At 73.9% G+C, this 24,721-nt stretch carries 22 protein-coding genes; 11 read left to right on the top strand and 11 right to left on the bottom strand.

Going from position 1 to position 24,721, the window contains the following annotated elements:
• Window positions 1-729, bottom strand: coding sequence for a ZIP family metal transporter (locus tag N5875_RS29760; RefSeq protein WP_318207118.1), 729 nt, complete (start codon window positions 727-729; stop codon window positions 1-3).
• A gap of 21 nt (window positions 730-750) precedes the next feature.
• Here N5875_RS29760 and cobC point away from each other — a divergent pair, with 21 nt between their 5' ends.
• A complete protein-coding gene (gene cobC / locus N5875_RS29755) occupies window positions 751-2,307 on the top strand; it encodes an Rv2231c family pyridoxal phosphate-dependent protein CobC (RefSeq protein ID WP_338497257.1) in 1,557 nt (518 codons plus the stop codon).
• Window positions 2,308-2,445: 138 nt separating this feature from the next.
• On the opposite strand, the gene N5875_RS29750 is transcribed toward cobC, so the two are convergent.
• Both N5875_RS29750 and N5875_RS29745 read right to left on the bottom strand, forming a co-directional pair.
• On the bottom strand, window positions 2,446-3,456 hold the full coding sequence (locus tag N5875_RS29750) for an SCO1860 family LAETG-anchored protein (RefSeq protein WP_318207120.1): 1,011 nt from the start codon (window positions 3,454-3,456) through the stop codon (window positions 2,446-2,448).
• A gap of 321 nt (window positions 3,457-3,777) precedes the next feature.
• Window positions 3,778-4,497 carry a siderophore-interacting protein gene (locus N5875_RS29745; protein WP_318207121.1) on the bottom strand — a complete coding sequence of 240 codons (720 nt, stop codon included), beginning with the start codon at window positions 4,495-4,497 and terminating at the stop codon, window positions 3,778-3,780.
• Between the two features lie 69 nt (window positions 4,498-4,566).
• Between N5875_RS29745 and N5875_RS29740 the strand changes: the two genes are divergently transcribed.
• On the top strand, window positions 4,567-6,837 hold the full coding sequence (locus tag N5875_RS29740) for a penicillin acylase family protein (RefSeq protein WP_338497255.1): 2,271 nt from the start codon (window positions 4,567-4,569) through the stop codon (window positions 6,835-6,837).
• Entirely contained in the window at window positions 6,834-7,403 is a 570-nt protein-coding gene (locus N5875_RS29735) for a GNAT family N-acetyltransferase (protein WP_318207122.1), read from the top strand. The genes N5875_RS29740 and N5875_RS29735 overlap by 4 nt, the downstream gene beginning before the upstream one ends.
• 22 nt (window positions 7,404-7,425) lie before the next feature.
• On the opposite strand, the gene N5875_RS29730 is transcribed toward N5875_RS29735, so the two are convergent.
• On the bottom strand, window positions 7,426-8,511 hold the full coding sequence (locus tag N5875_RS29730) for an amidohydrolase family protein (protein WP_318207123.1): 1,086 nt from the start codon (window positions 8,509-8,511) through the stop codon (window positions 7,426-7,428).
• Between the two features lie 106 nt (window positions 8,512-8,617).
• On the opposite strand from N5875_RS29730, the gene N5875_RS29725 reads away from it, so the two are divergent.
• The gene (locus N5875_RS29725) at window positions 8,618-9,721 is read left to right on the top strand and encodes an aminotransferase class V-fold PLP-dependent enzyme (protein WP_318207384.1); all 1,104 of its coding nucleotides are present in this window, start codon (window positions 8,618-8,620) and stop codon (window positions 9,719-9,721) included.
• Window positions 9,722-9,857: 136 nt separating this feature from the next.
• Here N5875_RS29725 and N5875_RS29720 read toward each other — a convergent pair whose 3' ends face one another.
• From N5875_RS29720 to N5875_RS29705, 4 genes are all read right to left on the bottom strand, one after another.
• A complete protein-coding gene (locus N5875_RS29720; RefSeq protein ID WP_318207124.1) occupies window positions 9,858-10,916 on the bottom strand; it encodes an aminotransferase class V-fold PLP-dependent enzyme in 1,059 nt (352 codons plus the stop codon).
• A gap of 102 nt (window positions 10,917-11,018) precedes the next feature.
• Entirely contained in the window at window positions 11,019-11,726 is a 708-nt protein-coding gene (locus N5875_RS29715; protein WP_338497254.1) for a DsbA family oxidoreductase, read from the bottom strand.
• Window positions 11,727-11,799: 73 nt separating this feature from the next.
• Window positions 11,800-12,276 carry a GNAT family N-acetyltransferase gene (locus tag N5875_RS29710; protein WP_318207126.1) on the bottom strand — a complete coding sequence of 159 codons (477 nt, stop codon included), beginning with the start codon at window positions 12,274-12,276 and terminating at the stop codon, window positions 11,800-11,802.
• Window positions 12,277-12,282: 6 nt separating this feature from the next.
• Entirely contained in the window at window positions 12,283-13,362 is a 1,080-nt protein-coding gene (locus tag N5875_RS29705; protein ID WP_338497253.1) for a helix-turn-helix domain-containing protein, read from the bottom strand.
• Window positions 13,363-13,434: 72 nt separating this feature from the next.
• Between N5875_RS29705 and N5875_RS29700 the strand changes: the two genes are divergently transcribed.
• On the top strand, window positions 13,435-14,802 hold the full coding sequence (locus N5875_RS29700; RefSeq protein WP_338497251.1) for an MFS transporter: 1,368 nt from the start codon (window positions 13,435-13,437) through the stop codon (window positions 14,800-14,802).
• 43 nt (window positions 14,803-14,845) lie between these two features.
• Here the strand turns inward: N5875_RS29700 and N5875_RS29695 are convergent, their stop codons facing one another.
• Window positions 14,846-15,760, bottom strand: a complete 915-nt coding sequence (locus N5875_RS29695) for an AraC family transcriptional regulator (protein WP_338499303.1) — start codon at window positions 15,758-15,760, stop codon at window positions 14,846-14,848.
• Window positions 15,761-15,861: 101 nt separating this feature from the next.
• Between N5875_RS29695 and N5875_RS29690 the strand changes: the two genes are divergently transcribed.
• Window positions 15,862-16,902 carry a zinc-dependent alcohol dehydrogenase family protein gene (locus tag N5875_RS29690; protein WP_338497250.1) on the top strand — a complete coding sequence of 347 codons (1,041 nt, stop codon included), beginning with the start codon at window positions 15,862-15,864 and terminating at the stop codon, window positions 16,900-16,902.
• A 12-nt stretch (window positions 16,903-16,914) separates the two neighbouring features.
• Here the strand turns inward: N5875_RS29690 and N5875_RS29685 are convergent, their stop codons facing one another.
• Window positions 16,915-18,399 (bottom strand): aldehyde dehydrogenase (NADP(+)), encoded by a 1,485-nt coding sequence (locus tag N5875_RS29685; RefSeq protein WP_338499302.1) that lies wholly within the window; start codon window positions 18,397-18,399, stop codon window positions 16,915-16,917.
• Window positions 18,400-18,564: 165 nt separating this feature from the next.
• On the opposite strand from N5875_RS29685, the gene N5875_RS29680 reads away from it, so the two are divergent.
• Window positions 18,565-19,335 (top strand): IclR family transcriptional regulator, encoded by a 771-nt coding sequence (locus N5875_RS29680; RefSeq protein WP_338497248.1) that lies wholly within the window; start codon window positions 18,565-18,567, stop codon window positions 19,333-19,335.
• 105 nt (window positions 19,336-19,440) lie between these two features.
• Here the strand turns inward: N5875_RS29680 and N5875_RS29675 are convergent, their stop codons facing one another.
• Window positions 19,441-19,938: a cupin domain-containing protein gene (locus N5875_RS29675; RefSeq protein WP_338497247.1), complete on the bottom strand. Its 498-nt coding sequence runs from the start codon at window positions 19,936-19,938 to the stop codon at window positions 19,441-19,443.
• 209 nt (window positions 19,939-20,147) lie between these two features.
• On the opposite strand from N5875_RS29675, the gene N5875_RS29670 reads away from it, so the two are divergent.
• The 4 genes from N5875_RS29670 to N5875_RS29655 all read left to right on the top strand — a co-directional run bounded on the left by N5875_RS29670 (window position 20,148) and on the right by N5875_RS29655 (window position 24,689).
• Window positions 20,148-21,155 (top strand): hypothetical protein, encoded by a 1,008-nt coding sequence (locus N5875_RS29670; RefSeq protein WP_338497246.1) that lies wholly within the window; start codon window positions 20,148-20,150, stop codon window positions 21,153-21,155.
• A complete protein-coding gene (locus N5875_RS29665; RefSeq protein ID WP_338497243.1) occupies window positions 21,152-22,447 on the top strand; it encodes a histidine kinase in 1,296 nt (431 codons plus the stop codon). The genes N5875_RS29670 and N5875_RS29665 overlap by 4 nt, the downstream gene beginning before the upstream one ends.
• The gene (locus N5875_RS29660; protein WP_318207134.1) at window positions 22,444-23,103 is read left to right on the top strand and encodes a response regulator transcription factor; all 660 of its coding nucleotides are present in this window, start codon (window positions 22,444-22,446) and stop codon (window positions 23,101-23,103) included. The genes N5875_RS29665 and N5875_RS29660 overlap by 4 nt, the downstream gene beginning before the upstream one ends.
• Before the next feature lie 128 nt (window positions 23,104-23,231).
• Window positions 23,232-24,689 (top strand): penicillin-binding protein 2, encoded by a 1,458-nt coding sequence (locus tag N5875_RS29655; protein WP_338497241.1) that lies wholly within the window; start codon window positions 23,232-23,234, stop codon window positions 24,687-24,689.
• The last annotated feature ends 32 nt before the right edge of the window (window positions 24,690-24,721 follow it).

Here is a 24,721-nt window from a genome sequence, read left to right as displayed (position 1 = left end):
TCAGCCGCCGGAGACGCCCACCACGAGCCAGATGAAGCCGACGCCCCCCACCGTGCACAGCAGGGTGGAGCGGGCGGGGTGGTCGTGGTGGGCCTCCGGCAGGATCTCGGCGGCGGCGAGGTAGAGCAGGGCGCCGCCGAAGAACCCCAGATAGCTGCCGAGAAGTTCCACCGGAAGGGTGAACAGCAGGGTGGAGGCGGCGCCGACCAGCGGCGCGAGGGCGTCGGCGACGAGCATGCCGATGGCCTTGCGGCGGGCGTTCCCGTAGAGGCTGGTGATCGTGTACGTGTTGAAGCCGTCGGCGAAGTCATGGGTGATGACGGCGACGGCGACGGTGGCCCCCATGCCGCCGCCGACCTGGAAGGCCGCGCCCAGCGCGATGCCGTCCATGAGGCTGTGACCGACCATCGCGGCCGCCGCCGTCATGCCGACCTGCGGGACCCTCTCGTCGGCCGCGACGCCGTGTGCGGCCCGGCGTACGGCGAGGAGTCGCTCCACGACATGGGCGAGGAGGAAGCCGCCGACGAAGAGCAGCAGCGCCTCCGGGACTCCGAAGACCTCGTCGCCCGCCGCCTCCAGGGCCTCGGGCAGCAGGTCGAGTCCGACGACGCCGAGCATGAGTCCGCCGGCGAGGCCGAGGACGAGGTGGCGCCGGTCGGTGACGCGTCCCGCGACCCAGCCGCCGAAGAGCGTCATGAGGAACGCGCCGAGCGCGACGACTACAGCCATGGGCCTTTGGTATCGGATGGGGTGGCGTCCGCGCACCTCGGTGTCGGCGCCCGGGCCGGCGTCCCTGTGGACGAGGTCCTCGCCCTGGTCGAGTCGGTTCTGCGGGAGGCGGGGCTGACGCGTGCGGCCGTCCGTACGCTCGCCACGCTCGACGCGCGGGCGGCGGAGCCGGGCGTCACGGGGGCGGCGGAGGCGCTCGGCGTCCCGCTGCGGGCGTTCACGGCGGAGGAGCTCGCGGCCGTGCCCGTACCGCATCCGTCGGAGCTGCCGCTGGCCGCGACGGGCACGGCGTCGGTGGCGGAGGCTGCGGCGCTGCTCGCGGCGGGCGGGGGCAGCTCGGTCGTGCTGCTCGTACCGAAGCGGAAATCCCGGCGCGTAACGTGCGCTCTCGCCGCTTCCGTCCCGGTTCGTCCGAACGAAGACGCCCCAGGCGTACGGTTGTTGCCCCGAACTCACGGGTACATCGCTGGCGAGCCTGGCTCACCCCCCACCATCCCCACCCCCCACACGACGGCGGCCATGGACATGCATCTGCATACCGACGCCCACGACCTGCGCCACCACGGTGACGCCGAGGTACGGGACGAGAAACTCATCGATCTGGCGGTCAACGTCCGGACGAACACCCCACCGGACTGGCTGCGGGAGCGGATCGCCGACTCCCTGACCGGACTCGCCGCCTATCCCGACGGCCGGGCCGCGCGGGCGGCCGTGGCCGAGCGGCACGATCTGCCCTCGAACCGGGTCCTGCTCACGGCAGGCGCGGCGGAGGCCTTCGTGCTGCTCGCGCGGGCGCTTCCGGTGCGGCGGCCCGTCGTCGTGCATCCGCAGTTCACCGAGCCGGAGGCGGCGCTGCGCGATGTCGGCCACGAGGTGGGCCGGGTGCTGCTGCGCGAGGAGGACGGCTTCCGGCTGGATCCGGCGGCGGTCCCCGAGGACGCGGACCTGGTGGTGATCGGGAACCCCACGAACCCCACGTCCGTGCTGCACCCCGCCGCCTCGATCGCGGCGCTCGCGAGACCGTGGCGGACGCTGGTGGTCGACGAGGCGTTCCTGGACGCGGTGCCGGGCGAGCGCGAGTCACTGGCCGGGCGGACCGATGTGCCGGGGCTCGTGGTGCTGCGCAGCCTCACCAAGACGTGGGGGCTCGCCGGGCTGCGGATCGGGTACGTGCTGGCCGAGCCGGCGACGATCGCGGCCCTGGAGCGGACGCAGCCGCTGTGGCCGGTGTCGACGCCGGCCCTGGTGGCGGCGGAGGCGTGCATGTCGCGGGCGGCGCTCGCGGAGGCCGAGCACGCGGCGCACCGGATCGGGGTCGAGCGGGCCCATCTGCTCGCCGGGCTCGCGGAGTTCGACGAGGTGCGGACGGTGGAGGGGTCGGAGGGCCCGTTCGTGCTGCTGCGGATCGACGGGGCGGACGCGATCCGGGAGCGGCTGCGGTCGCTGGGCTTCGCGGCCCGCCGGGGCGACACCTTCCCGGGGCTCGACCGGAACTGGCTGCGGATCGCGGTCCGGGACCGCGTCACGACGAACCGCTTCCTCCAGGCCCTCGACCAGGCCCTGCTGATGGGCGGCTGAGCCGGGCGGGAACGGACAGGGGTCCGGGGAGGGCGACGTCGTCACCGTCGCCCTCCCCGGACCCCTGCTTCCCTCCCGAGGCTCCCCCCAGAGCCTCGGTCGCCCCCAGGCGCCCCCCTGCGCGTCCCCCTCGGGCCGTCAGCCTCGGGAGCGGGCGCGCGAGCGGGTCAGCGCGAGTGCGCCGCCGCCTGCCACGAGGAGAGCGAGCGCCCCGCCCGCGATGTACGGAGTGGTGGAGCTGCCGCCGGTCTCGGCGAGGTTCTGGGTGGGAGTGGTGCCGCCGTTGTTCGTCTTGATGCCACCGGCGTCGCTCGGCTCGGCCGAGGGCTGCTGCGTGGGCTGCTCCGAGGGCCGCTCGCTGGGCTCCTGGGTGGGCTGCTCGGTCGGCTTCCCGGTCGGCTGCTCCGTGGGCGGCTCCGTCGGGGCCGTGCCTTCGGGCGTCTCGCAGGTGGCCTCGGCGAGCGTCACGGTGCCGTCGACCTCGGCGACGCCGAGGTTCAGCGGGTTGACCTCCACCTTGAGTTCCAGGGCGGTCGCCGCCGCCGTCCGGGAGGTCGTGGACGTACGGGACAGGTCGAGGGTCACCTGTCCGACACCGGGCACGGCGACCTGGGTCCGGCCGCCGGTGGAGAGGGTGGTCTTCTTGCCGAAGACGGTGACGTGACCGAGGACGTTGGACTCGGCGACCGGCTTCTTCCCCACCTCGCACAGCGCCTTGGAGGTCACCTTCTCGACCTCGATGAGGGAGAGCAGCGGGATTCCGGGGACGTGGACCCGGGCCTTGACGAGGTTCACGTACCCCTCGGCCTTCTCCTCGTCCACGGTGGCCTTCGACGTGGCGACGTCGGCGGCGAGGATGTCGATCGGCTTGCCCTCCTCGGCCCCCTGCACCTTCACGGAGAGCGCCGTCTTGTTCTCGGTCTCCGGCGCCTCGACCTCGTTGAGGGAGACCCGCAGCGGCACGTCGACCGTCTTGTCGAGGAGGGAGACGTCGAGGCCGGTCCGCAGGACGACGGCGGTGGCGCGCCCTTCGCCGCCCGTCGCCTGTGCCGCCGGGGCCGCGAGGAGCACGGGGCCGACGGTCAGGGCGGCGACGGTCGCGGCGGCGGCGGTACGGCGTACGGGCATGCGGAAGGTGTTGCTGTTCAAGGTGGTGGAACCCCCACAAGAGACATGGCGTCGCCGGCCGCTCACCACGGGGACGGTGGGTCGGCGCGGCCTCGGCGACTTGAGACACCGGAATCTTTACGCACGGAGAGTGAACCGACAGTCGCCTGACGTGAGTTCACTCCAAAGGGGGGTTTCCGTGTTCATATTCGATTTTTTTCGACACAACCGTTCCCGGGTGTCCCGCGTCTTTCGCACGCGTGGACACACAGGGCGTCACAGCGGGTCCCATGGGAAAGGTGTGAACGAGCCGCCGAGCGCCGGGGTAACGGATCGTCAACCCGGCGCATCAGGAGAGGACGGTCAGCTCGCGCGCCAGTACCCGAGCGCGTGGACGCGCTCCTTGGGGAGGGCGAGTTCCTTGCGCGCGTACGTGGCGAGGGTCCGGGTGGTCGCGGTGTCGCAGGCGATCCAGACGTACGGGTCGGAGTCCGCGAGTCCGGGGAGCTCGGCCTTCACGCGGGCGACGAGGTCGGCCCCGTCGTTCCGGCGCGGCACCCGGCGCAGTTCGTGGTGCTCGGGGTCGAGCCGGACCGGGAGCTCCTCGTCGGAGGCGTGCTGGGTCTCGAACCAGACGGTGGCGGGGACTCCCGGGAGCGCGTCGAGCAGGGAGTTGACGGCGGGCAGCGAGGCCGGATCGCCGACCACGAGGAGCCGTCCGGGGCGCGGCTCCGGGGCGTCGAAGCCGGTCCCCTGGAGGGTCGCCTCGACGGTGTCGCCCGGGGCGCAGGTGCGGGCCCAGCGGCTGGCGACGCCGTCGTGGAGGGCGAACTCCAGACTGAAGGTGCCGCCCTCCTGGTCGGGGTCGACCAGGGTGTACGCGCGCTGGTGCGGCTTGCCCGCGTTCTCGAACCAGATCCGGACCCACATCGTGGGGTGGACCCCGGCGGCGGCGAGCAGTCCGCCGTCCGTGAAGTGCACCCTGCGGTAGTCCTCGGTGACCTGCTCGGCCCCCGTCACGGTGAACGTGAAGTCCTTGCCCCGCATCAGCTTGAGAACGGCACCCTGCCAACCGTGACCCACCGCAATCCCCTCCCCTGAACTCCTGTAGATTAATTTAGGTCAGCCTAACCTAAGAAAATCGCAGACGACATGGACGGGATCGGGGTCTCCGTGAGCATCGAGGTCTACCGGGACGCGTGGGGCGTCCCCCATCTGCGCGCCGCGGACCAGGACGAACTCGCCTTCGCGCAGGGCCGGGTCACCGCCCGCGACCGGGCCTGGCAGCTGGAGGTCGAGCGGCACCGCGCCCAGGGCACCACAGCCGCCTTCCTCGGCGCCGCCGAGCTCGGCTGGGACACCTTCGCCCGGCGCGCCCGGCTCGCCGACACCGCCCGCCGCTGCTTCGAGCGGCTGGAGCGCGACGACGCGCGGACGGCGGCGTGGGTACGCGCGTACGTGGACGGCGTCAACGACGGGCTGGCGGAAGGGGCCGGGCGGGCGCCCGAGTTCACCGAGACCGGCCTCGCGCCGGGCCGGTGGGAGCCGTGGACCCCGCTCGCCGTCTGGCTGACGACCCACATCCTGTTCGCCGGCTTCCCCACCAAGCTGTGGCGCGAGGAGGTCGCCCGGCGGCTCGGCGAGGAGTGGACGGAGCTCTTCGCGACCGACGGGCCGGGGACCTCGGGCTCCAACGGCTGGCTGGTCGCGGGCGGACGGACCGCGAGCGGGGCGGCCCTGGTGGCCGGCGACCCGCACCGCTTCATCGAGGCGCCCGGCGTCTACCAGCAGATCCGGCTCGCCTGCCCCGCGTACGACGTGGTGGGCATCGCCGTGCCCGGCATCCCCGGACTCGCCCACTTCGGCCACACCGGACCGGTGGCCTGGGCGATCACCAACGCGATGTCGGACTACCAGGACCTCTACCGGGAGCGGCTGCGGCGGCTCCCGGACGGCGGGGTGGAGGCGTACGGCCCCGAAGGCTGGCGCCCGGCGACGAGGCACACCGAGACGATCGAGGTCGCGGGCGGGGAGCCGGTCGTGGTCGAGGTGATCGAGACCGAGCGGGGCCCGGTGATCATCGGGGTGGACGACGAACCCGAGGACGGTACGTCGGATGACCCGGCCGCGGAGCGCGGTGCACCGGAGGACGCCTCGCGGGACGGGGCCGCGCAGGTCCGGACCTCGCAGGACCGGGGCCCGCGGGACGCTGCCGCGCAGGACCCGGCCTCGGGCTGGGAGGGCGTCGCTCTGCGGTACCCGCCGCGCGTCACCGGTCTGCTCGGGTTCGAGGTGCTGCCCGCGCTGCTGCGTGCCCGGACCGTCGCCGACGTGGACGCGGCCCTCGACGGCTGGGTCGAGCCGGTCAACGTCGTCCTGGCCGCCGACACCGAGGGCGGACTGCTGCACCGGGTCGCCGGCCGGGTGCCCGTACGCCACCGGGCCAACTCGCTGCGCATCGTGCCCGCCTGGGACCCGGCGCACGCGTGGGAGGCCGCTCCGGCGCCGCTGCCCCGCGCCGAGGTGGACGGCCACGCCGTGATGGCCAACGCCCGTGGCCTCGCCGCGCCGCTGGGCATCGAGTTCGCAGCACCGCACCGGGCGGACCGGATCGACGCGCTCCTCGGCGCCTCGGCGGACTGGACCCCGGAGAGCATCACCGCCGTCCACCGGGACACCGACAACCGCTCGGCGGCCCGCCTCCTGGCGGCCGTCGCGCGGGTGGGCGGGAGCGAGGGCGGGAGCGAGGGCGGGCAGGCCCTTGCCGGCCCCTCCCCTGCCGGTCTCTCCCCCGCCGCCTCCGCCGTACACGACCGGCTGCTCGCCTGGGACCGGCGGATGGACGCGGAGAGCACCGACGCCGGTCTCTACGCCGCCGTGCGCGGGGCCGTCGTCCGCCGGCTCGCCGCCCACGAGGCCTTCGCCTCGCTGCGTGAACCCGCCCCGTACCCCGAGGTGTTCCGGCCCTGGCTGGCCCTCGGGCCGCGCGTCGCCTACGCCCTGGAGACCCTGCTCGTGGCCGGGCCCGTGCCCGCCGGGGACGTCGACCGGATCGTGCGCGAGGCGCTCGACGAGGTCGCCGCCGGTGAGCCGCCGGCCGCCTGGGGCGTGACGCACCGGCTCGCGCCCTGGCAGGCGCTGCCCGACCCCGACGACGCGCAGTGGCCGGGGCTCGGCGGGGACCACGACTGCGTGCTCTCCACGTCCAGCGTGCCCGGCTGGACCGACCGCAGCGCCCGGGCCTCCGCCGCCCGGTACGTCTGGGACCTCGCCGACCGCGAACGGAGCGGCTGGATCGTGCCGTTCGGCGCGTCCGGCGTGCCCGGCGACCCGCACCACCGCGACCAGCTTCCGCTGTGGCTGAGGGGCGAACTCGCCCCCGTCACCACCGACTGGCAGAACCTCACCAAGGAGCAGGGATGACCACCGCCACCGCCGCCTACGTCCGGCGCATCGACGGCTTCGGCACCGTCACGGTCCGGCCCGTCGAGCCCGAGCGCGACGCCACGCTCCTGCACGCCTGGGTCAACGAGGAGCGGTCCCGTTTCTGGGGCATGGTCGGCACCACCGTCGAGCAGGTCCGGGACATCTACGCCCACCTCGACTCGCTCACCACCCACCACGGCTTCCTGGTGAGCCTGGACGAGGAGCCGGTCGCCCTCCTCCAGACGTACGACCCCGAGGCCGACCGCGTCAGCGAGTGCTACGAGGTGCTGCCCGGGGACATCGGCGCCCACTTCCTCATCGCGCCGCACTCGACCCCGCGGCCGGGCTTCACCGGCACGCTCCTGTCCGTGCTCATCGCCTTCTTGCTCCACGACCACACCCGTGTGGTCGTGGAGCCGGACGCCTCCAACGAGAAGGCGATCGCCCGCATGGTGCGGGCCGGGTTCGAGCTGGGACCGGAGGTCGTGCTGCCCGAGGTGGACCTGCCCGAGGTCTTCATCCCGGAGAAGAAGGCCCGACTGGCGTTCCTGACCCGCCGCTGATCATCCGACGGCGCGGCGGGGGCTACCCCACCACGCGGCCGTTGACGACGACCCGGCGCGGTGCCGCGAGGACGCGGACGTCCGCGCGCGGGTCCTCGCCGTAGACGACGAGGTCGGCCGGGGCGCCCTCCTCCAGGGAGGGACGCCCCAGCCACGCCCTGGCTCCCCAGGCGGTGGCCGCGAGCGCGTCGATCGGCGGGATGCCGGCCTTCGTCAGCTCCTCCACCTCCTCGGCGACCAGGCCGTGGGCGAGGGAGCCGCCCGCGTCGGTGCCGACGAAGACCGGGATGCCCGCGTCGAAGGCGGCGCGCACGGTGTCGTACCGGCGCTCGTGCAGCCGCCGCATATGGGCCGACCAGCGGGGGAACTTCTCCTGGCCGCCGTCGGCGAGGTGCGGGAAGGTCGCGATGTTGACCAGGGTCGGGACGATCGCGACGCCCCGCTCGGCGAAGAGCGGGATGGTGTCCTCGGTGAGGCCCGTGGCGTGCTCGATGCAGTCGATGCCGGCCTCGACGAGGTCGCGGAGCGAGTCCTCCGCGAAGCAGTGCGCGGTGACGCGGGCGCCGAGCCGGTGGGCCTCGGCGATGGCCGCCTCGACCTCGGCGCGCGGCCAGCAGGCGGTGAGGTCACCGGCCTCGCGGTCGATCCAGTCGCCGACGAGCTTGACCCAGCCGTCGCCGCGCCGGGCCTCGCGGCCGACGTACGCGACGAGGTCGGCGGGCTCGATCTCGTGGGCGTAGTTGCGGATGTAGCGGCGGGTGCGGGCGATGTGCCTCCCCGCGCGGATGATCTTCGGCAGGTCCTCCCGCTCGTCGATCCAGCGGGTGTCGGAGGGCGAGCCCGCGTCCCGGATCAGCAGGGTGCCCGCGTCCCGGTCGGTGAGGGCCTGCTTCTCGCTGGTCGCCTCGTCGACGGGGCCGTGCCGGTCGAGGCCGACGTGGCAGTGGGCGTCGACGAGTCCGGGCAGCACCCAGCCCTCGACGGTGACGGCCTCGGCGGCGGGCCGGTCGAAGGTGACCCGTCCGTCGACGCACCACAGCTCGTCCCGGACGTCCTCGGGGCCGACCAGCACCCGTCCCTTCACGTGCAGCACCGCGTGATCACTCATGTCTGCACTGTACGAGGACGGGACCCCGGCCGGGGAGGGCCCCTCGGTACCCTGATCCGGAGTTCCGCCCGCACGAATCCGAGTCGAAGAAGGCACCGCCGTGACCGTGACACATCCGCTCCTGGACCTGGCCCCGCTGACCGCCGCGCATTTCGCGTCGATCGAGCGGCGGGTGGCCGCGCTGCTCTCCACGGAGCAGGACGTGGTGATCACCCAGGGCGAGGCGCTGCTCCCCCTGGAGGGGTGCATCCGCAGCGGGGCGCGGGCCGGTTCGACCGCCCTGAATGTGGTCACGGGGCCGTACGGGCAGACCTTCGGCAACTGGCTGCGGGACTGCGGCGCGACCGTCGTCGACCTGGAGGTGCCCTTCCACACGGCGGTGACGGCCGCCCAGGTGGAGCAGGCGCTCGCCGCGCACCCGGAGATCGACTTCGTGTCCCTGGTGCACGCGGAGGCGGCGACCGGCAACACCAACCCGGTGGCGGAGATCGGTGAGGTCGTACGGGCCCACGGCGCCCTGTTCTACCTGGACGCGGTGGCGTCGATCGGCGCCGAGCCGGTGCTGCCGGACGCCTGGGGCGTGGACATGTGCATCATCGGCGCGCAGAAGGCGATGGGCGGGCCCGCGGGTGTGTCGGCGGTGTCGGTGAGCGCGCGGGCGTGGGAGCGGTTCGCCGCCAACCCTGCCGCGCCGCGCCGCTCGTACCTCTCCCTCCTGGACTGGAAGGAGCGCTGGATCGACGGCGGCCGGAAGGCGCTGCTGCACGCTCCCGCGCAGCTGGAGATGCTGGCCCTGGAGGCGTGTGTGGAGCGGATCGAGGCGGAGGGCCTGGGCGCCCTGATGGGGCGGCACGCCTCGGCCGCCGCCGCGACGCGGGCGGGCGCCGTGGCGCTCGGCGGCGGCCTTGAGCCGTATGTGTACGAGGCGAAGGACGCGGCGCCGGTCGCGACGACGCTGCGCGTACCGGCCGGGGTGGACGCCTCGGAGCTGGTGCGCGAGGCGCTGGCCGCCGATCCGTCGCTGCCGCTGATCGCGGGCGGCGGGGCGCTCGCGAAGGAGATGATCCGGGTCAACCACTACGGGGTGGACGCGACGCCGGGCGCCGTGCAGTCCTCGCTGGCCGCCCTGGGCGCCGCGCTCGGCGAGACGGGCCGCGCGGTGGACCTGGAGGGCGCGCGCCGGGCGGTCACGGAGGCGTGGGCGGTCTGATCGGTCCGCGTACGCCGAGCCGCGTACGGGAGGGGGAGGGGGAGGGGCGGGGTCCGATGTCGGACCCCGCCCTTCCCTGCGTTTCCGGGTGCTGCGGTACTCCGGTGCGTACATCCTCCGCCGACGCGGTAGGGGGTCAGCCCGCCAGGACCTCCAGGGCGCGGTCCACGTCCGCCGCCGTGTTGTAGAGGTGGAAGGACGCGCGCAGATTGCCCGCGCGGGCGGCGAGCAGGACGTCCGCCTCGCGCAGCGCCTCCGCGTGGTCCCCGAGGCCGGGGACGGCGACGACCGTCGAGTCGTCCATGACCGGCGCGTGGCCGAGGGCGAGGAGTCCGGAGCGGAAGCGGGCAGCGAGCCCCTTGTTGTGGGCCTCGATCCGCTCGATGCCGATCTCCTCCAGGAGCGCGAGCGAGCGGGCCGCCCCGTGGTACGAGAGGAACGCCGGGGGCTCGTCGAAACGGCGTGCGCTGCGGGCCAGTTCGCGGACCGGGCCGTAGCTGTTCACCCACAGCTCCTCGCCGGTGACCCAGTTGGCGTGGATCGGGACCAGCGCGTCCTGCGCCTCCTCGGTCACGGTGAGGAAGGACGCCCCGCGCGGGCAGAGCAGGTACTTGTAGCCGCCGGCGACCGTGTAGTCCCACTCCCCCGCGCGCAGCGGCAGCCAGCCGGCCGACTGGGTGGCGTCCAGGAGCGTACGGGCGCCGTGCGCGGCGGCCGCGGCCCGGATCGCGGTGAAGTCCGCGGTCCGGCCGTCCGCCGACTGCACGGCCGAGAAGGCGACGAGCGCGGTGTCGGGGCCGACGGACTCGGCAAGCCGGTCCAGGGGCACGAACCGGGTCCTGAGGTCGCCGCGGATCGTGAAGGGGGTGATGACGGAGGAGAAGTCGCCCTCGGGGAAGAGGATCTCGGAGCCCGCGGGCATCGACTGGGCGATCATGCCGCAGTGCACGGCGACCGAGCTGCCGACGGCGACGCGCTCGTGCGGGACGCCGACGAGCCGGCCGTACGTGGCGCGGGCCTCGGCCACGGTCTCGAAGTCCCCGGCGCCGCCCGGACGGCCGGCTGCCGTCTCCTCGGCGAGAAGCGTGATCGCGTCGATGGTCCGGCGGGGCAGCAGCCCGCAGGTCGAGGTGTTGAGATAGGTGTGGTTGGGCGCGAACTCGGCACCGCCGAGCGGCTTTTCCAGGGGTTCCATGAGCCCACCCTGAGGTTCCCCGCGATCACCCGTCAATGGGGGCCGATCGTGGGGAATCTCCAAGCGCCTCTTATCGCCGCAGGTGAGAGGGGTGCGGGCCGGTCAGGCGCCCGGGACCTCGCAGCTGCCGTCGGTGTCGCAGACCGCCGCGTCGCCTCCGACGGTCTGCAGGGTCCGGCCCTGCCAGGCCTGCTCGAGAGCCTGGGTGAAGACCTCGGCGGGCTGGCCGCCGGAGATGCCGTAGCGGCGGTCGAGGACGAAGAACGGCACGCCGTTCGCACCGAGTTCGGCGGCCTCGCGCTCGTCCTCGCGTACGGCGTCGGCGTAGGCGGAGTCGTCGGCGAGGACGGCCCGCACCTCGGCCTCGTCGAGACCGGCCTCGACACCCAGCGTCACCAGGGTCTCGGCGTCGAAGACGGAGCGCTCCTCGGCGAAGTTGGCGCGGTAGGCCAGGTCCAGGAGCTCGTTCTGCCGTCCGCGGTCCTTGGCGAGGTGGAGCAGCCGGTGGATGTCGAAGGTGTTGCCGTGGTCGCGGCCCTCGGTGCGGTAGCCGAGGCCCTCGGCGTGCGCGTTGGTCGCGACGTGCGCCTCCATGGCGCGGGCCTCGTCGAGGGTGCGGCCGTACTTCGTGGCGAGCATCTCCAGGACGGGGCCGGTGTCACCCTTGGCGCGGTTGGGGTCGAGCTCGAAGGAGCGGTGCACGACCTCGATGTCGTCGCGGTGGGCGAAGGCCTCGAGTCCCTTCTCGAAGCGGGCCTTGCCGATGTAGCACCAGGGGCAGGCGATGTCGCTCCAGATCTCGACGCGCATGTGACTTCTCTCCGGGGTGGGGCGGCGGGGTGTTCGGGGTGTTCCGTCGCGACAACGATCCCGGCGGCGGATTTCATTCCGTTTCCGGCCGGAGTGTGAGCCGGAGCACGAGGTGGTCGCCGTCGCGCGGGGTCTCCGGGTCGGGGGTCCAGCCGTGGGCGGCGTAGAAGGCCTGGGCGCGCTCGTTCTTCTCGAACACCTCCAGGCGCGCCTCGGTCGCCCCGGCGGCCCGCCAGATGTCGACGCAGGCCGCGTGGAGCTCGGCGCCGACGCCCGAACGCCAGCGGGCGGGGAGGACGTGGAGCTGGGTGAGGTGGGTGAGGCCGTCGCGCTCCCCGTACGCCGCGATGCCCGCGAGCTCCCCGTCCCGTACGGCGCAGAGCACGGCCCCGCGGTCGACGGCGGCCGCCCAGCCGGCCCGGGAGCGGGCGATCTCCTCGGGGCCCAGGAAGTCGGCGTCGGGGATGTGGCCGCGGTAGTAGGTGGCGCGGGCCTCGGTGTGGAGGGCGACGACGGCGTCGAGATCGGCGGGGCCGGCGGGTCGGATCATGGTTGTTCAGGACGCGCGGGAGGGCGGGGCGGTTGCGGCCGGGACGGTTGCGGCGGTCGCGGCTGCGGTTGCGGTTGCGGCCCGGGTGGCCCCGCCTGCGGCCGGCAGACGGCTGAAGGCGGACCGGTAGGCGCTCGGGGTGAGGCCCGTGCGCCCCAGGACGTGCCGGCGCAGGGAGTCCCCCGTACCGAGGCCGCTCGCGCGGGCCACCCCGTCCATGGCGAACGAGGTGGTCTCCAGGAGCTCCTTCGCCCGCTCCACGCGCTGGTGCAGCAGCCACTGGAGCGGGCTGACGCCGGTCTCGGCGTGGAAGCGGCGGGAGAGCGTGCGGACCGAGACGCCGGCGTGCCGCGCGAGGTCGGTGAGGCCGAGCGGTTCGTCGAGGTGTTCCATCGCCCACGCGCGCGTGGCGGCGAAAGAGACCCCGCGCTCGGGCGGCAGCGGGGTCTGGGTGAACTGGGTCTGACCGCCGGGCCGTACGGGTGCGACGAGGGCGAGCCGGGCGACCCTGTTGGCGACAGCGGCGCCGTAGTCGGTGCGGATGACGTGCAGGCAGAGATCGATGCCCGCCGCGTATCCGGAGGACGTGAGCACGGACCCGTCCTGCACGAACAGCACGTCGTCCTGGAGGTCGACCGCGGGGTGGCGGGCGGCGAGCAGTGAGCGGTACGCCCAGTACGTCGTCGCGGCCCGGCCGTCGAGCAGTCCGGCCTCGGCGAGCGCGAAGGCACCGGTGCAGATGGAGGCGATCCGGCTGCCGGCCGTGGCGGCGCCGCGCAGTGCGGCGAGGATGCGCGGGTCGGGGTCGGTGTACGAGCCGCTGCCCGCGAGGACCACCGTGTCGGCCCCGGCGACGGCGTCGAGGCCGTGCGGGACTACCAGGTCGAGACCGCCGGTGGTGGTGACGGGCCCGGGGTCGGGGGCGCAGATGACCGTCTCGTACCCGGGAGCGCCGTCGATCTCGACCTTGCCGAACAGCATCTCGGGGATGGCCAGGTTGAACATCGAGACGGGCGGGGCGGCGATCACGGCGACGCGGCGGACGCGGGACGCGGCCGCGGACTCGGCCGCGGACTCGGCTGTCATGTGGCCAGAACCTCCGGGCATATGGCATTCGGGCCACTACTGTACGACTCCGCCGATCATGAAGCTGGGGGCATGTCATCGACCGAACGCGCAGAAGCCCCTGTCGCCTCCTCTACTTCCTCCGGTGTCCCCTCCCCGGGCCCGGCCCTGGCCGCCGCGATGCTCGGCTTCGCGCTGATCACGCTGGACACCTCCGTCGTGAACGTCGCCCTGCCGGCGATCGGCGCCGATCTGCGGGCCGGGATGTCGGGGCTCCAGTGGGTGGTCGACGCGTACACCCTGGCCTTCGCGGCGCTACTGCTCTCCAGCGGGGCGCTCGCCGACCGGGTCGGGGCGAGCCGGGCGTACGGGATCGGGGCCGTCGTCTTCGTCCTCGCCTCGGCGGCCTGCGGCCTCGCCCCGGGCCTTCCGGCGCTCCTGGCGGCGCGGGCGGTACAGGGTGCGGCGGCGGCCGTGATGCTGCCGGCCTCGCTCGCGCTCGTACGGGAGGCGTACGGCGATCCGGGGCGGCGGGCGCGGGCGGTGTCGCTGTGGGCGGCGGGCGGCACGGTCGCGGTGGCGCTCGGGCCGGTCGCGGGCGGGGCGCTGACCACGGCGTGGAGCTGGCGGGGCATCTTCTTCGTCAACCTGCCGCTGGGGCTGCTCGCGCTGGCGCTGCTGAGCCGGGTGGCGCGTTCGGAGCGCAGGCCCGCCCCACTGGACCTGCCGGGGCAGCTGACGGCGATGACCGCGCTCGGGGCGCTGACCTTCGCCGCCATCGAGCGCGGTACGGAGGGGTGGTGGGCGCTGGGGCTCGCGGGGGTCTCGTTCGCCGCCTTCCTCCTGATCGAGACGCGGCGGCGGCACCCGGTGGTGCCGCTGGGTCTGTTCCGGAACACCACGGTGGCGGTCGCGGTGGCGGCGGGCTCGGCGAACAGCGTGGCCTTCTACGGGATGCTGTTCGTCTTCAGCCTCTTCTTCCAGCAGGTGCTGGGGCTCTCGGCGCTGGCGGCGGGGCTGATGTTCCTGCCGATGACGGGGCTGCTCGCCGGGGTGAACATCCTGTCGGGGAGGGCGGCGGCGCGGTACGGGGCGAGGCTGCCGATCGTCCTCGGCCAGACCGTCGCGGTGGTGGGCCTGCTCGGCCTGCTCACGGTCGACGCGCACACCTCACGGACGGCCCAGGCCCTCCTTCTGGTCCCCCTCGCCCTGGGCGCGGGCTTCTCGCTGCCGCCGCTGATCGCCTCGATGATGGAGGCCGTACCGGCGGACCGCGCGGGCACGGCGGCGGGTCTTCTGAACGCGGCCCGGCAGACGGCGGGCGCGCTCGCCATCGCGGTCTTCGGCTCCCTGGCGGCCACGTCGATGGAATCGGCCCTCCGCGCGAGCCTCCTGATCAGCGCGTCCCTCCTGACCCTGACGACCCTGGCGTCCCTCCGCCTGCCGGGCCACCGCACCTGAACGGACGGCCCGGCCGGCATGCGGCCCGGCCGGCCGGGCGGCCTCAGGCCCCCTTGCGGTACTGGCCCGGGGCCAGCCCGTACTCCCGCTTGAAGGCCTTGGCGAAGGCGAACTCCGAGGAGTAGCCGGAGCGCTGGGCGACCGCGCGGAGGGGGAGGTCGGCGGTGCGGAGGAGGCGGCCCGCCGTGGTCATTCGCCACCAGGTGAGGTACGCGAGGGGGGCGCGGCCGACCAGGGTGGTGAAGCGGCGGGCGAAGGCGGCGCGGGAGAGGCCGGTCAGGGCGCCGAGCTCTTCGACCGTCCACGCGCGCGCGGGGTCGCCGTGCAGGGCCCGGAGGGCGACCGCGACCGCCGGGTCGGCGAGGGCGGCCGACCAGCCGGTGGAGCGGTCGGCGCGTTCGGTGAGCCACCAGGTGCGCAGCAGGTACAGCAGGAGCGTGTCGAGCAGGGCGGGGACGATCGCGTCGGATCCCGGCTGGGGTTCGGCGAGTTCTGCGCCCAGCAGGTCGACGGCGGCGCGCAGCCGGGGATGGCCGCCGGCCCGCGCGGGGATGTGCACGTACGGCGGCAGCTCGGTGAGGAGCGGGTGGGCGCGGGCGCGGCTGAGCTGGTAGGAGCCGCACAGGAGGAGGGTCTCGTCGCTGCCGATCGGGCCTCGGTCGGGCGAGGTGGGCCAGGAGCCGTCGGGGGCGGGCAGGGCCTCCAGGAGCGGGGTGTCGGGGCTGTCGGCGAGGCCGTGCCCGGTGCCGTGGGCGAGGAAGACGACGTCGCCGGGGCCGAGCCCGACGGGGGCGGCGCCGTCCGGGGGCAGCAGCCAGGCGGTGCCCTGGACGACGACGTGGAATCCGGCGCCCTTGCCGGCCGGGAAGCGGAAGCCCCAGGGGGCGAAGCGGACGGTGCGGGAGGAGTGGGGCCGTCCGGTGCGCATGGCGGCGATGGCATCGCTCAGTACGTCCATCCCGGCACCGTACTCCGCGTCGACGCGCGCGAGACGATCGGACATCAGGGAGAGTCACGGGGACATGGATCGTCTTCCGTCCTGCTTCTAGCGTCGTCTCCATGACGACAACAGACATGACAACAGGCACGACAACAGGCATGACGACCAAGGCAGTTCTGTTCCATGAGACCGGCGGGCCCGAGGTCCTCTCCGTGGAGGAGGTCGCGCTGCCCGCTCCCGGTCCCGGCGAGGTGCTCGTGCGGGTCGAGGCGATCGGGCTCAACCGCGCCGAGGCGCTGTTCCGCGCGGGCACCTACTACTACCCGGCGACCCTGCCGGGTTCGCGGCTCGGCTACGAGGCGGCGGGGGTTGTCGAGGCGGTCGGGGCGGGAGTCACCGCGTACGCGCCGGGTGATCCGGTCATGGCGGCGGCCAACTTCGAATTCGGGACGCACGGGGTGTACGCGGAGCGGGTCGTGCTGCCGGAGGAGTACCTGGTGGCCCGGCCCGAGGGGGTGGACGCGGTGACGGCCGCGGCGGTCTGGCTGACGTACTCCACCGCGTACGGCGGCATGGTGCTGACCGGTGGTCTCGGCGCCGGCGACCATGTGGTGATCACGGGGGCGTCCAGCGGGGTGGGGACGGCCGCGATCCAGACGGCGCTGCGGGTCGGAGCCGTACCGGTCGCGACCACGCGCGGTGAGGACAAGCGGAAGCGGCTCCTGGAGCTCGGGGCCGCGCAGGTGATCACGACGGAGAGCGGGGACGCCGATGCCCTGGTCGAGGAGGTACGGCGGATCACCGGCGGAGCGGGCGCGGACCTGGCCTTCGACGCGATCGGCGGGCCCGGGTTCGCCCGGCTCGGCGACGCGCTGCGGCCCGGTGGCACGGCCGTGCTGTACGGCTGGCTCGACCCTCGGCCGGTGGCCCTGTCGATGAACTGGCCGCAGACGGTCCACACGTACGCCAACGGGGCGTTCGTCGGGACCGAGGAGGGGCGTCGCCGCGCGGCCGGGTTCATCGGCTCGGGGCTGCGCGACGGCTCCCTGGCGCCGGTGATCGCCGAGACCTTCGACGGTCTGGAGCGGATCGCCGACGCCCATCGGCTGATGGAGTCCGACGCGCACCTCGGGAAGATCGTGGTGCGCGTCGGAGGGTGAGGCGGTGCCGGCTCAGTGGCGGGGCAGGCCCAGCGGGTTGCCGTCGCGGAGTTCCGGCGGGAGCAGGTGGTCGGGGGTCGACTGGTAGGTGACCGGGCGCAGCCAGCGCTCGATCGCGGTCGCGCCGACCGACGTGCCGGTGGAGGTGGTGGCCGGGTAGGGGCCGCCGTGGTGCTGGGCGGCGGCGACGGCGACGCCGGTGGGCCAGCCGTTGACGAGGACGCGGCCCGCGAGCGGGGTGAGTTCGGCGAGGAGCGGGGCCGCGTCCTCGTCCTGGTCCCGCTCACCGATGTGCAGGGTGGCGGTGAGGTTTCCGGGCACCTGGGAGAGGACCTCGGTGATCTCGGTACGGGAGTCGTAGCGGGCGACGACGGTGACCGGGCCGAAGACCTCCTGCACGAGGCTGGGGTGCTCGCCGTCGAGCAGGGTCTTGGCGTCGACGGTCAGGAAGCCCGCCCTGACGGTGTGCGGCCCCCCGGCGGCGGGGGTCACCGGCGCGGTGACGCCGGGGATCCGGGTCATCTCGTCGGTGCCGGTGACGAAGTGGTCGCGCATCCGGTGGTCGAGCATCACGGCCGGCTCGATGTCGCTCAGGGCCTCCGTCAGCGCCCCCACGAAGCGGTCGCCCGCCTCGCCCGAAGGGGCCAGGACGAAGCCGGGCTTGGTGCAGAACTGGCCCGCGCCCATGGTCATGGAGCCGGCGAGTCCGGCGCCGATCTCCTCGGCCCGCTCGTCGACGGCGGCGGGGGTGAGCACCACCGGGTTGAGGGAGCCGAGTTCGCCGTGGAAGGGGATGGGGACGGGCCGGGCGGCGGCCGCGTCGAAGAGGGCCCGTCCGCCGCGCACCGAGCCGGTGAAGCCGGCGGCCGCGACGAGCGGGTGGCGGACGAGTGCGACGCCCGCGTCGAAGCCGTGGACGAGGACGACGACGTCCTCGGGGAGACCCACCTGGGCGGCGGCCTCGCGCAGCAGCGAGGCGCAGAGTTCGGAGGTGGCCGGGTGGTCGGGGTGGGCCTTGATCACCACGGGGCAGCCGGCCGCGAGGGCGCTCGCGGTGTCTCCGCCGGGGACGGAGAAGGCGAGCGGGAAGTTGCTGGCGGCGTAGACGGCGACGACGCCGAGCGGAATCTTCCAGCGGCGCAGGTCGGGCCGGGGCGGGATGGCTCCGGCGTCGGGCAGGTCGATCCGGATGTCCAGGAAGGAGCCCTCGTCGACGACCTCGGCGAACGCCCTCAACTGAGCTGCTGTACGGGCGAGTTCGCCGTTGAGGCGGACCGGACCGAGGGCGGTCTCGACGTCCGCGGTCTCGACGATCCGCTCGCCGGCCCCCTGGAGGAGGTCGGCCGCGGTGCGGAGGAAGGCGGCCCGTACGGACCGGTCGGCGAGGGCCCCGCGGACCTCGTGCGCGGCCCGTACGGCCCGGTCGACGTCCTCCGTCGTGGCCTCCACCCCGACCTGCTCGCGCGGCTTCCCCGTCCGGGGGTCCACACTCCACACTGGTTCTGCCGCCACTGCCACGCCCCTGTTCGCTATTCTGAACACAGTTCCCGTAGATGAACGCCATCCGTACGGGACTCTAGGGACGGCCCGGCCGTCTCCACAAGGGGCTCTGTCCGGCCACCGGGCAGGGGAAGACCGCAGGACGGAAAAGGGGCGAGGGTCATGGCGACTGCCGACGCGGGCGGAGCGCAGGTGAAGTCCGCGGTGCGGACCGTGGAGCTGCTCGAGTACTTCGCCGGACGCCCGGGGATGCATTCGCTCGCCGCCGTCCAGGAGGCCGTCGGCTACCCCAAGTCCAGCCTGTACATGCTGCTGCGCACCCTGGTCGAGCTGGGCTGGGTGGAGACCGACGCGACCGGCACGCGGTACGGCATCGGCGTACGGGCGCTGCTCGTCGGCACCTCGTACATCGACGGCGACGAGGTGGTGGCCGCCTCCCGGCCCACCCTGGACCGGCTCTCCGACGACACCACCGAGACCATCCACCTGGCACGGCTCGACGGGACCAACGTGGTCTATCTGGCGACCCGTCAGTCCCAGCACTACCTGCGGCCGTTCACCCGCGTCGGGCGCCGGCTGCCCGCGCACTCGACCTCGCTGGGCAAGGCGCTGCTCGCCACCCACACCGACGACCAGGTGCGCAAGCTGCTCCCGGAGACCCTCCCGGCGCTGACCGAGCACACCATCACCGACCGCGAGCAGCTCATCGAGGAACTGCGCGTCATCCGCGAGCAGGGCATCTCGGTGGACCGCGAGGAGAACACGCTGGGGCTGCGCTGCTTCGGCGTCGCCATCCCCTACCGGACCCCGGCGAGGGACGCGATCAGCTGCTCGGTGCCGGTGGCGCGGCTCACCCCGGCCCACGAGCAGATGATCAAGGACGCGCTCTTCGACGCGCGGGACCGGCTGACGCTGGCGACCCGCCGCCTCTGAGCCCCGGGAAGGGGTCAGCCCGCCACCTCCGAGCCACGGGAAGGGGTCAGCCCGCCACCTCTGAGCCACGGGAGGGGTCAGCCACCACCTCTGGGGCCCGGAGGGTCAGCCGCGCTCGGCGAGCGCCTGCTGCCAGACCGGGCTGTCCACGTAGTGGTTGTCGTACTGCTCCGAGGACGCCTTGATCTCCTCGAAGCTCGCCTCGCCCCGCATGACCCGGCCGAGCAGACGCAGGTAGTCGAAGCGGGCCATGCCGGGCGTGAAGACGAAGAGGACGTCGGCCTCGGCGCCGGGCGCGGCCGCGAAGGCGTGCGCGGTGCGCGGCGGGACGAGCAGGAAATCGCCCTTCTCCAGGACGGACAGCTCCTCGCCGACGAGGACCTGGAGCGAGCCGTCGAGCACGTAGAACATCTCCGACGCCTTGGTGTGGAAGTGCGCCGGGGCACCGACGGCTCCCTCGGCGAAGGTGGAGCGGTAGCTGGTGAGCTGACCGCCGGTGGTGTCGGAGTCGGCGAGGAGGGTCATGACGCTGCTGGGGTCCGCCGTGGTCTCGGCGGTGGCGGCGCGGGTCAGGAGCGGGGCGAAGGGCGCGTTCTCGTTCATGATCACTACCCTAGAGGGCCATTGACCCCCGCGAAGGGTGCAATTTATCCAGAAGAACGTGGGTCAATTCTTGCGCCCGACGCGCGCGCCCCTCGGCCGGCCTCCGCCTCCCACGGCCCTTTCGGCCGACCCCGTCTCCCCCGTGCGGCGGAGGCGGATCACCGGTGGGCAGGACGTGGCTCCCGCCCTCCCCGTACGAGCCTGGAGCCATGACCGAGACCGAGCTCCTCCGCTCCCCCGCGCCCTCTCCCGCGCCCCGCACCGAGGGCCGCGCCGGCCCCGCCCGTCGGGCCCTGCGCCTGCTCGCGATCCTCGCGTGCGTCCCGTACATCTCGATCAAGATCGCCTGGGTGGCGGGCAGCGAGATCGGCATCCCCGCCGGGAGCGTGCTCCTGGAACACCGGCAGCTGCTGATCGTCGGCAACTCCGTCTCGGTGGTGGCCGACGCCCTCGTGGTCGTCCTCGCCCTGCTCCTCACCCAGCCCTGGGGCCGGCGGGTGCCCGCCTGGCTCCTGGCGCTCCCGATGTGGGCGGCGACCGGGCTGCTCGCCCCGATCATGACCGGTTACCCGATCCAGCTGGCGGTCGCGGCCCTCAGCGGCGACGAGGCGGCCGCGGCGCCCTCCGAACCCTTCCTGCACTCCTGGGTGTTCGCCGTCGTCTACGGCGGCTTCATCCTCCAGGGCCTCTCCCTCGGAACCCTTTTCGCGCTGTACGCGCGCGACCGTTGGGGCCGGCTCCTGCGCGGCCGCCTCGGTGACCTGTCCGCCCGTACCGCCGGGCGGGGCGTACGGGCCACCGCCCTGGCCGCCGGCGCGGTCGCGCTCGTCCCCCTCACGGTCCACACGATGTGGCTGTCCGGCGGGACCGAGGGCCTGTCTCCCCGGCAGATCGCCGACCGCGACGCCGACTTCACCGTCCTGGAAGCCCAGTGGATCGTCTTCCTCGTCCTCGCCGTGACCGCCACCCTCCTCCTCGTCCTGCGCCGGCCCGCCGCACTGAAGACCCGTACCGTCGCCGCCCTGGCCTGGACCGGCTCGGGCATGGCGGGCTGCTGGGGCGCCTACATGTCGCTGGTCGCGCTGATGCCGGACACGGATCCCGCCAAGCGGCTCACGGGCCTGTCGCAGCTGACCTACGCTGGCGAAATGATCACCGGTCTCCTCCTCGCCGCCTGTCTGGCCGCGGTCCTGCGGCGGCGGAGCACCGAGGCGTGAGGCGGTACGCGCCCTCCCGTCCCGCGGTCGCCGGCCTCGCGGTCGCCCTCCTCGGGCAGCGGGCCCGGCGGCGCTGGCTCCATCTGATCGTGGGCGGCGCGCTGTTCATGCCGTTCTGGATGGTCGGTTCCGTGGTCGTGGCGATGTTGTTCGGCGCGGGCGGCCTGTTCACCGGGAGCCTCGCGGTGCAGTTCGGGGCGTACGCGGTGGGGCTGCCGCTGGTCGCGGTCGCCGCGCTGTTCCCGCTGGCCCGGCCGATGTCGGTGGCGGCGGCGCGGGCGCTGTGCGGGGTGCCGGCGGACCGGTTCGCGGACGGCCCCGCCCAGGGCCGGGAGGCGAAGGCCCGGACGGCCGGCTGGTTCACGCTGCACCTGGGCGCCGGGGCGCTGATCAGCGGGGCGACCCTGGCGCTTCCGCCGTTCGCGGTGACCGTGCTGGCGCTGCCGTTCTCCCCGTCGCTGCGGGAGTCGGAACTCGGCCGGCTCTGGGGACTCGACCGGCCCTGGTGGAGCTGGGCCGCGATCCCGGCGGGGCTCCTGATGCTGCTCGCGCTCGCCGCCGTGGCCGCCGCGACCGGGGCTCTGCTCGCCCGGGAGGCGCCGCGGCTGCTCGGGCCGAGCCCGGCGGACCGGCTCGCCGCGGCCGAGCGGCGCGCGGCGGAGGCGGAGTCCCGCAACCGGCTGGCCCGGGAGCTGCACGACTCGGTCGGTCACGCGCTGAGCGCGGTCACCCTCCAGGCGGGCGCCGCCCGCCGGGTCCTGGACGGTGGCGAGGGGGCGGACCTGGCGTTCGTCCGGGAGGCGCTGACCGCGATCGAGGAGACCACCCGGCGCACGGTCGGCGAGCTGGACTGGGTCCTCGGGCTGCTGCGGCACGACGAGGACGCCCGCGACGGGGCCGGGGCGGGCTCGGCGCCCGGCCCGGGGCCGGGGCTCGACGCCCTGGAGGCCCTGGTGCGGGGCGCGGGACCGAAGGTGGCGCTGACCGTCTCCGGCGACCTGGCCCCCGTACGGGAGGCGCTGTCCCGCGAGGCGTACCGGATCGTTCAGGAAGGGCTGACGAACGCGGCCCGGCACGCGGGCGGGGAGCCCGTGACCGTACGGCTCGATGCCCGTACCGAGGAGTTGGAGATCACCATGGAGAACCCCCTGCCCGCGCGGCCGCCGGTCGTCCGCCCGAACGGCGGGCGCGGCCTGCGCGGGATCGCGGAACGGGCCCGGCTGCTCGGCGGCACCGCCGAGGCCGGCGCGGCGGACGGCGTCTGGCGCCTCGTGGTCAGGATCCCCCGATGAGCGCCCCCCTGAGGATCGTGCTCGCCGACGACGAGCGGATGGTGCGGACGGCCCTGCGGGTCATCCTCGACGCGGAGCCCGACCTGGAGGTCGTCGGCGAGGCGTCCACCGGGGCCGAGGCGGTGTCGGTGGTGCGGGCCGAGCGGCCGGACGTCGTCCTCATGGACGTCCGGATGCCGGAGATCGACGGGATCCGGGCCACCGAGCAGATCCTCGCGGGGATGGCGGAACCGCCCCGGATCGTGGTGGTGACCACCTTCGAGAACGACGCGTACGTGTACGACGCGCTGCGCGTCGGCGCGGCCGGCTTCGTCCTCAAGCGGGCGGCGGCGGAGGAGCTGGTGAGCGCGGTCCGGCTGGTCGCCCGGAGCGACTCGCTGCTCTACCCGGCGGCGGTACGGGGCCTGGCCGCCGAGCACGCCCGCAACCGCCCGCCGGTGGCGCCGCCCTGGGTGGCGCGGCTCACCGAGCGGGAGGCGGAGGTGCTGCGCCTGGTGGCGACGGGCCTCACGAACGCGGAGATCGCGGGCCGGATGGGCGTCGGCGCGGCGACGGTCAAGACGCACGTGGCGTCGGTCCTGGCGAAGTCGGGCGCCCGCGACCGCACGCAGGCGGTGATCCTGGCGTACGAGTCGGGGTTCGTACGGACGGGGTGACGGCGGCCGGCGCGTTTCGTCCGGCGGGTGACGGCGGCCACACGACGGTCCGCCCCGCATGAAGGTTCGCTGAGAAACCGGCCACCTCTGGAACGTCCCCCATCGGCTCGTTCGTCCCCCCAAGTGCGATGAACAAGACGATCAGGCGCACCTCGGTCTTCGTGCTGCTCCTGGTGCTCGCCCTGCTGGGCCGGGCCACCTGGGTGCAGGCGTACGAGGGGAAGGCGCTCGCGGACGACAAGAAGAACCGGCGGAAGACGATCGCGCAGTACGCGCAGCCGCTCGGGAACATCGTCGTGGCCGGTTCGCCGGTCACCGGCTCGAAGAAGACGGAGGGAACGGACCTCGAGTACCGCCGTACGTACACGGACGGCGAGCTGTACGCGGCGGTGACCGGATACAGCTCGCAGGCGTACGGGGCCACCCAGCTGGAGGGCATCTACTCCGACGTCCTCGACGGCACCGACGACCGGCTGAAGAACCCGCTCGACGCCCTCACCCGCAAGCAGCAGCAGCCGGGCACGGTCGTCACCACGATCGACCCGGCCGTGCAGAAGGCCGCCTACCGGGCGCTCGGGGACACGAAGGGCGCGGCCGTCGCCGTCGACCCGGCCACCGGCCGGATCCTCGCGATGGTCTCCACCCCGTCCTACGACCCGTCGAGGATCGCCGGGACCTCGGACGGCGACGCCTGGCAGGCGCTGACCACCGACGAGGACAAGCCGCTGGTCAACCGGGCCCTACGGCAGCCGCTGCCGCCCGGCTCCACCTTCAAGCTGGTGGTCGCGGCGGCGGCCCTGGAGGACGGTCTGTACGGCTCGGTGGACACGGCGACGGAGAGCCCCGACCCGTACACCCTGCCGAACACCCGGACCGTGCTGAAGAACGAGAACGCCTCCGCGCCCTGCGAGAACGCCACGATCCGCACCGCCCTCCGCTACTCCTGCAACAACGTCTTCGCCAAGATGGCGGCCGACCTGGGGCAGGACAAGGTGAAGGCGATGGCGGAGAAGTTCGGCTTCAACGACGCCGAGCTCGACGTCCCGGTCCGCGCCTACGCGAGCGTCTACCCGTCCAACATGGACAAGGCGCAGACGGCGCTGACCGGCATCGGCCAGTTCGACGTGACCGCCACCCCGCTGCAGATGGCGATGGTGTCGGCGGCGATCGCCAACGACGGCCTGCTGGCCGCGCCGCACATGGTGTCGGAGGTCGTCGACTCCGACGGCGACCCGCTCACGACCTTCGAGGACGGCGACAGCGAGCGGATCGTCTCCTCGTCGACGGCCGAGCAGCTGCGCAGCGCGATGCGGACCGTGGTCGAGGAGGGCACCGGCACCAACGCGGCCATCAGCGGGGCCGAGGTCGGTGGCAAGACGGGTACCGCGCAGCACGGTGAGAACAACAGCAAGACGCCGTACGCCTGGTTCACCTCGTACGCGAAGGCCCCCTCCGACGGGACGCCCGGGAAGCAGGTCGCCGTCGCGGTGCTGATCGAGGACTCGGGCGCGGCCCGCTCCGAGGTCAGCGGCAACGGTCTGGCGGCGCCGGTGGCGCAGAAGATGATGGCCGCGGCGCTGAAGTGAGGCGGTGAAGTGATGCGGCGGGGGCCCCGATT

Source organism: Streptomyces sp. SJL17-4, from assembly GCF_036826855.1.
Classification (GTDB): Bacteria; Actinomycetota; Actinomycetes; order Streptomycetales; family Streptomycetaceae; genus Streptomyces.
The sequence above is the reverse complement of the archived record's forward strand: the minus strand, read 5'-3'. Positions and strand labels throughout refer to the sequence as shown.

Coding starts and splice junctions, on each gene's coding strand:
- N5875_RS29760 (WP_318207118.1), bottom strand. CDS start 729: ATGGCTGTAGTCGTCGCGCTCGGCGCGTTCCTCATGACGCTCTTCGGC.
- N5875_RS29740 (WP_338497255.1), top strand. CDS start 4,567: ATGGACGGGATCGGGGTCTCCGTGAGCATCGAGGTCTACCGGGACGCG.
- N5875_RS29735 (WP_318207122.1), top strand. CDS start 6,834: ATGACCACCGCCACCGCCGCCTACGTCCGGCGCATCGACGGCTTCGGC.
- N5875_RS29730 (WP_318207123.1), bottom strand. CDS start 8,511: ATGAGTGATCACGCGGTGCTGCACGTGAAGGGACGGGTGCTGGTCGGC.
- N5875_RS29720 (WP_318207124.1), bottom strand. CDS start 10,916: ATGGAACCCCTGGAAAAGCCGCTCGGCGGTGCCGAGTTCGCGCCCAAC.
- N5875_RS29715 (WP_338497254.1), bottom strand. CDS start 11,726: ATGCGCGTCGAGATCTGGAGCGACATCGCCTGCCCCTGGTGCTACATC.
- N5875_RS29710 (WP_318207126.1), bottom strand. CDS start 12,276: ATGATCCGACCCGCCGGCCCCGCCGATCTCGACGCCGTCGTCGCCCTC.
- N5875_RS29705 (WP_338497253.1), bottom strand. CDS start 13,362: ATGACAGCCGAGTCCGCGGCCGAGTCCGCGGCCGCGTCCCGCGTCCGC.
- N5875_RS29700 (WP_338497251.1), top strand. CDS start 13,435: ATGTCATCGACCGAACGCGCAGAAGCCCCTGTCGCCTCCTCTACTTCC.
- N5875_RS29695 (WP_338499303.1), bottom strand. CDS start 15,760: ATGGACGTACTGAGCGATGCCATCGCCGCCATGCGCACCGGACGGCCC.
- N5875_RS29690 (WP_338497250.1), top strand. CDS start 15,862: ATGACGACAACAGACATGACAACAGGCACGACAACAGGCATGACGACC.
- N5875_RS29680 (WP_338497248.1), top strand. CDS start 18,565: ATGGCGACTGCCGACGCGGGCGGAGCGCAGGTGAAGTCCGCGGTGCGG.
- N5875_RS29675 (WP_338497247.1), bottom strand. CDS start 19,938: ATGAACGAGAACGCGCCCTTCGCCCCGCTCCTGACCCGCGCCGCCACC.
- N5875_RS29670 (WP_338497246.1), top strand. CDS start 20,148: ATGACCGAGACCGAGCTCCTCCGCTCCCCCGCGCCCTCTCCCGCGCCC.
- N5875_RS29660 (WP_318207134.1), top strand. CDS start 22,444: ATGAGCGCCCCCCTGAGGATCGTGCTCGCCGACGACGAGCGGATGGTG.
- N5875_RS29655 (WP_338497241.1), top strand. CDS start 23,232: ATGAACAAGACGATCAGGCGCACCTCGGTCTTCGTGCTGCTCCTGGTG.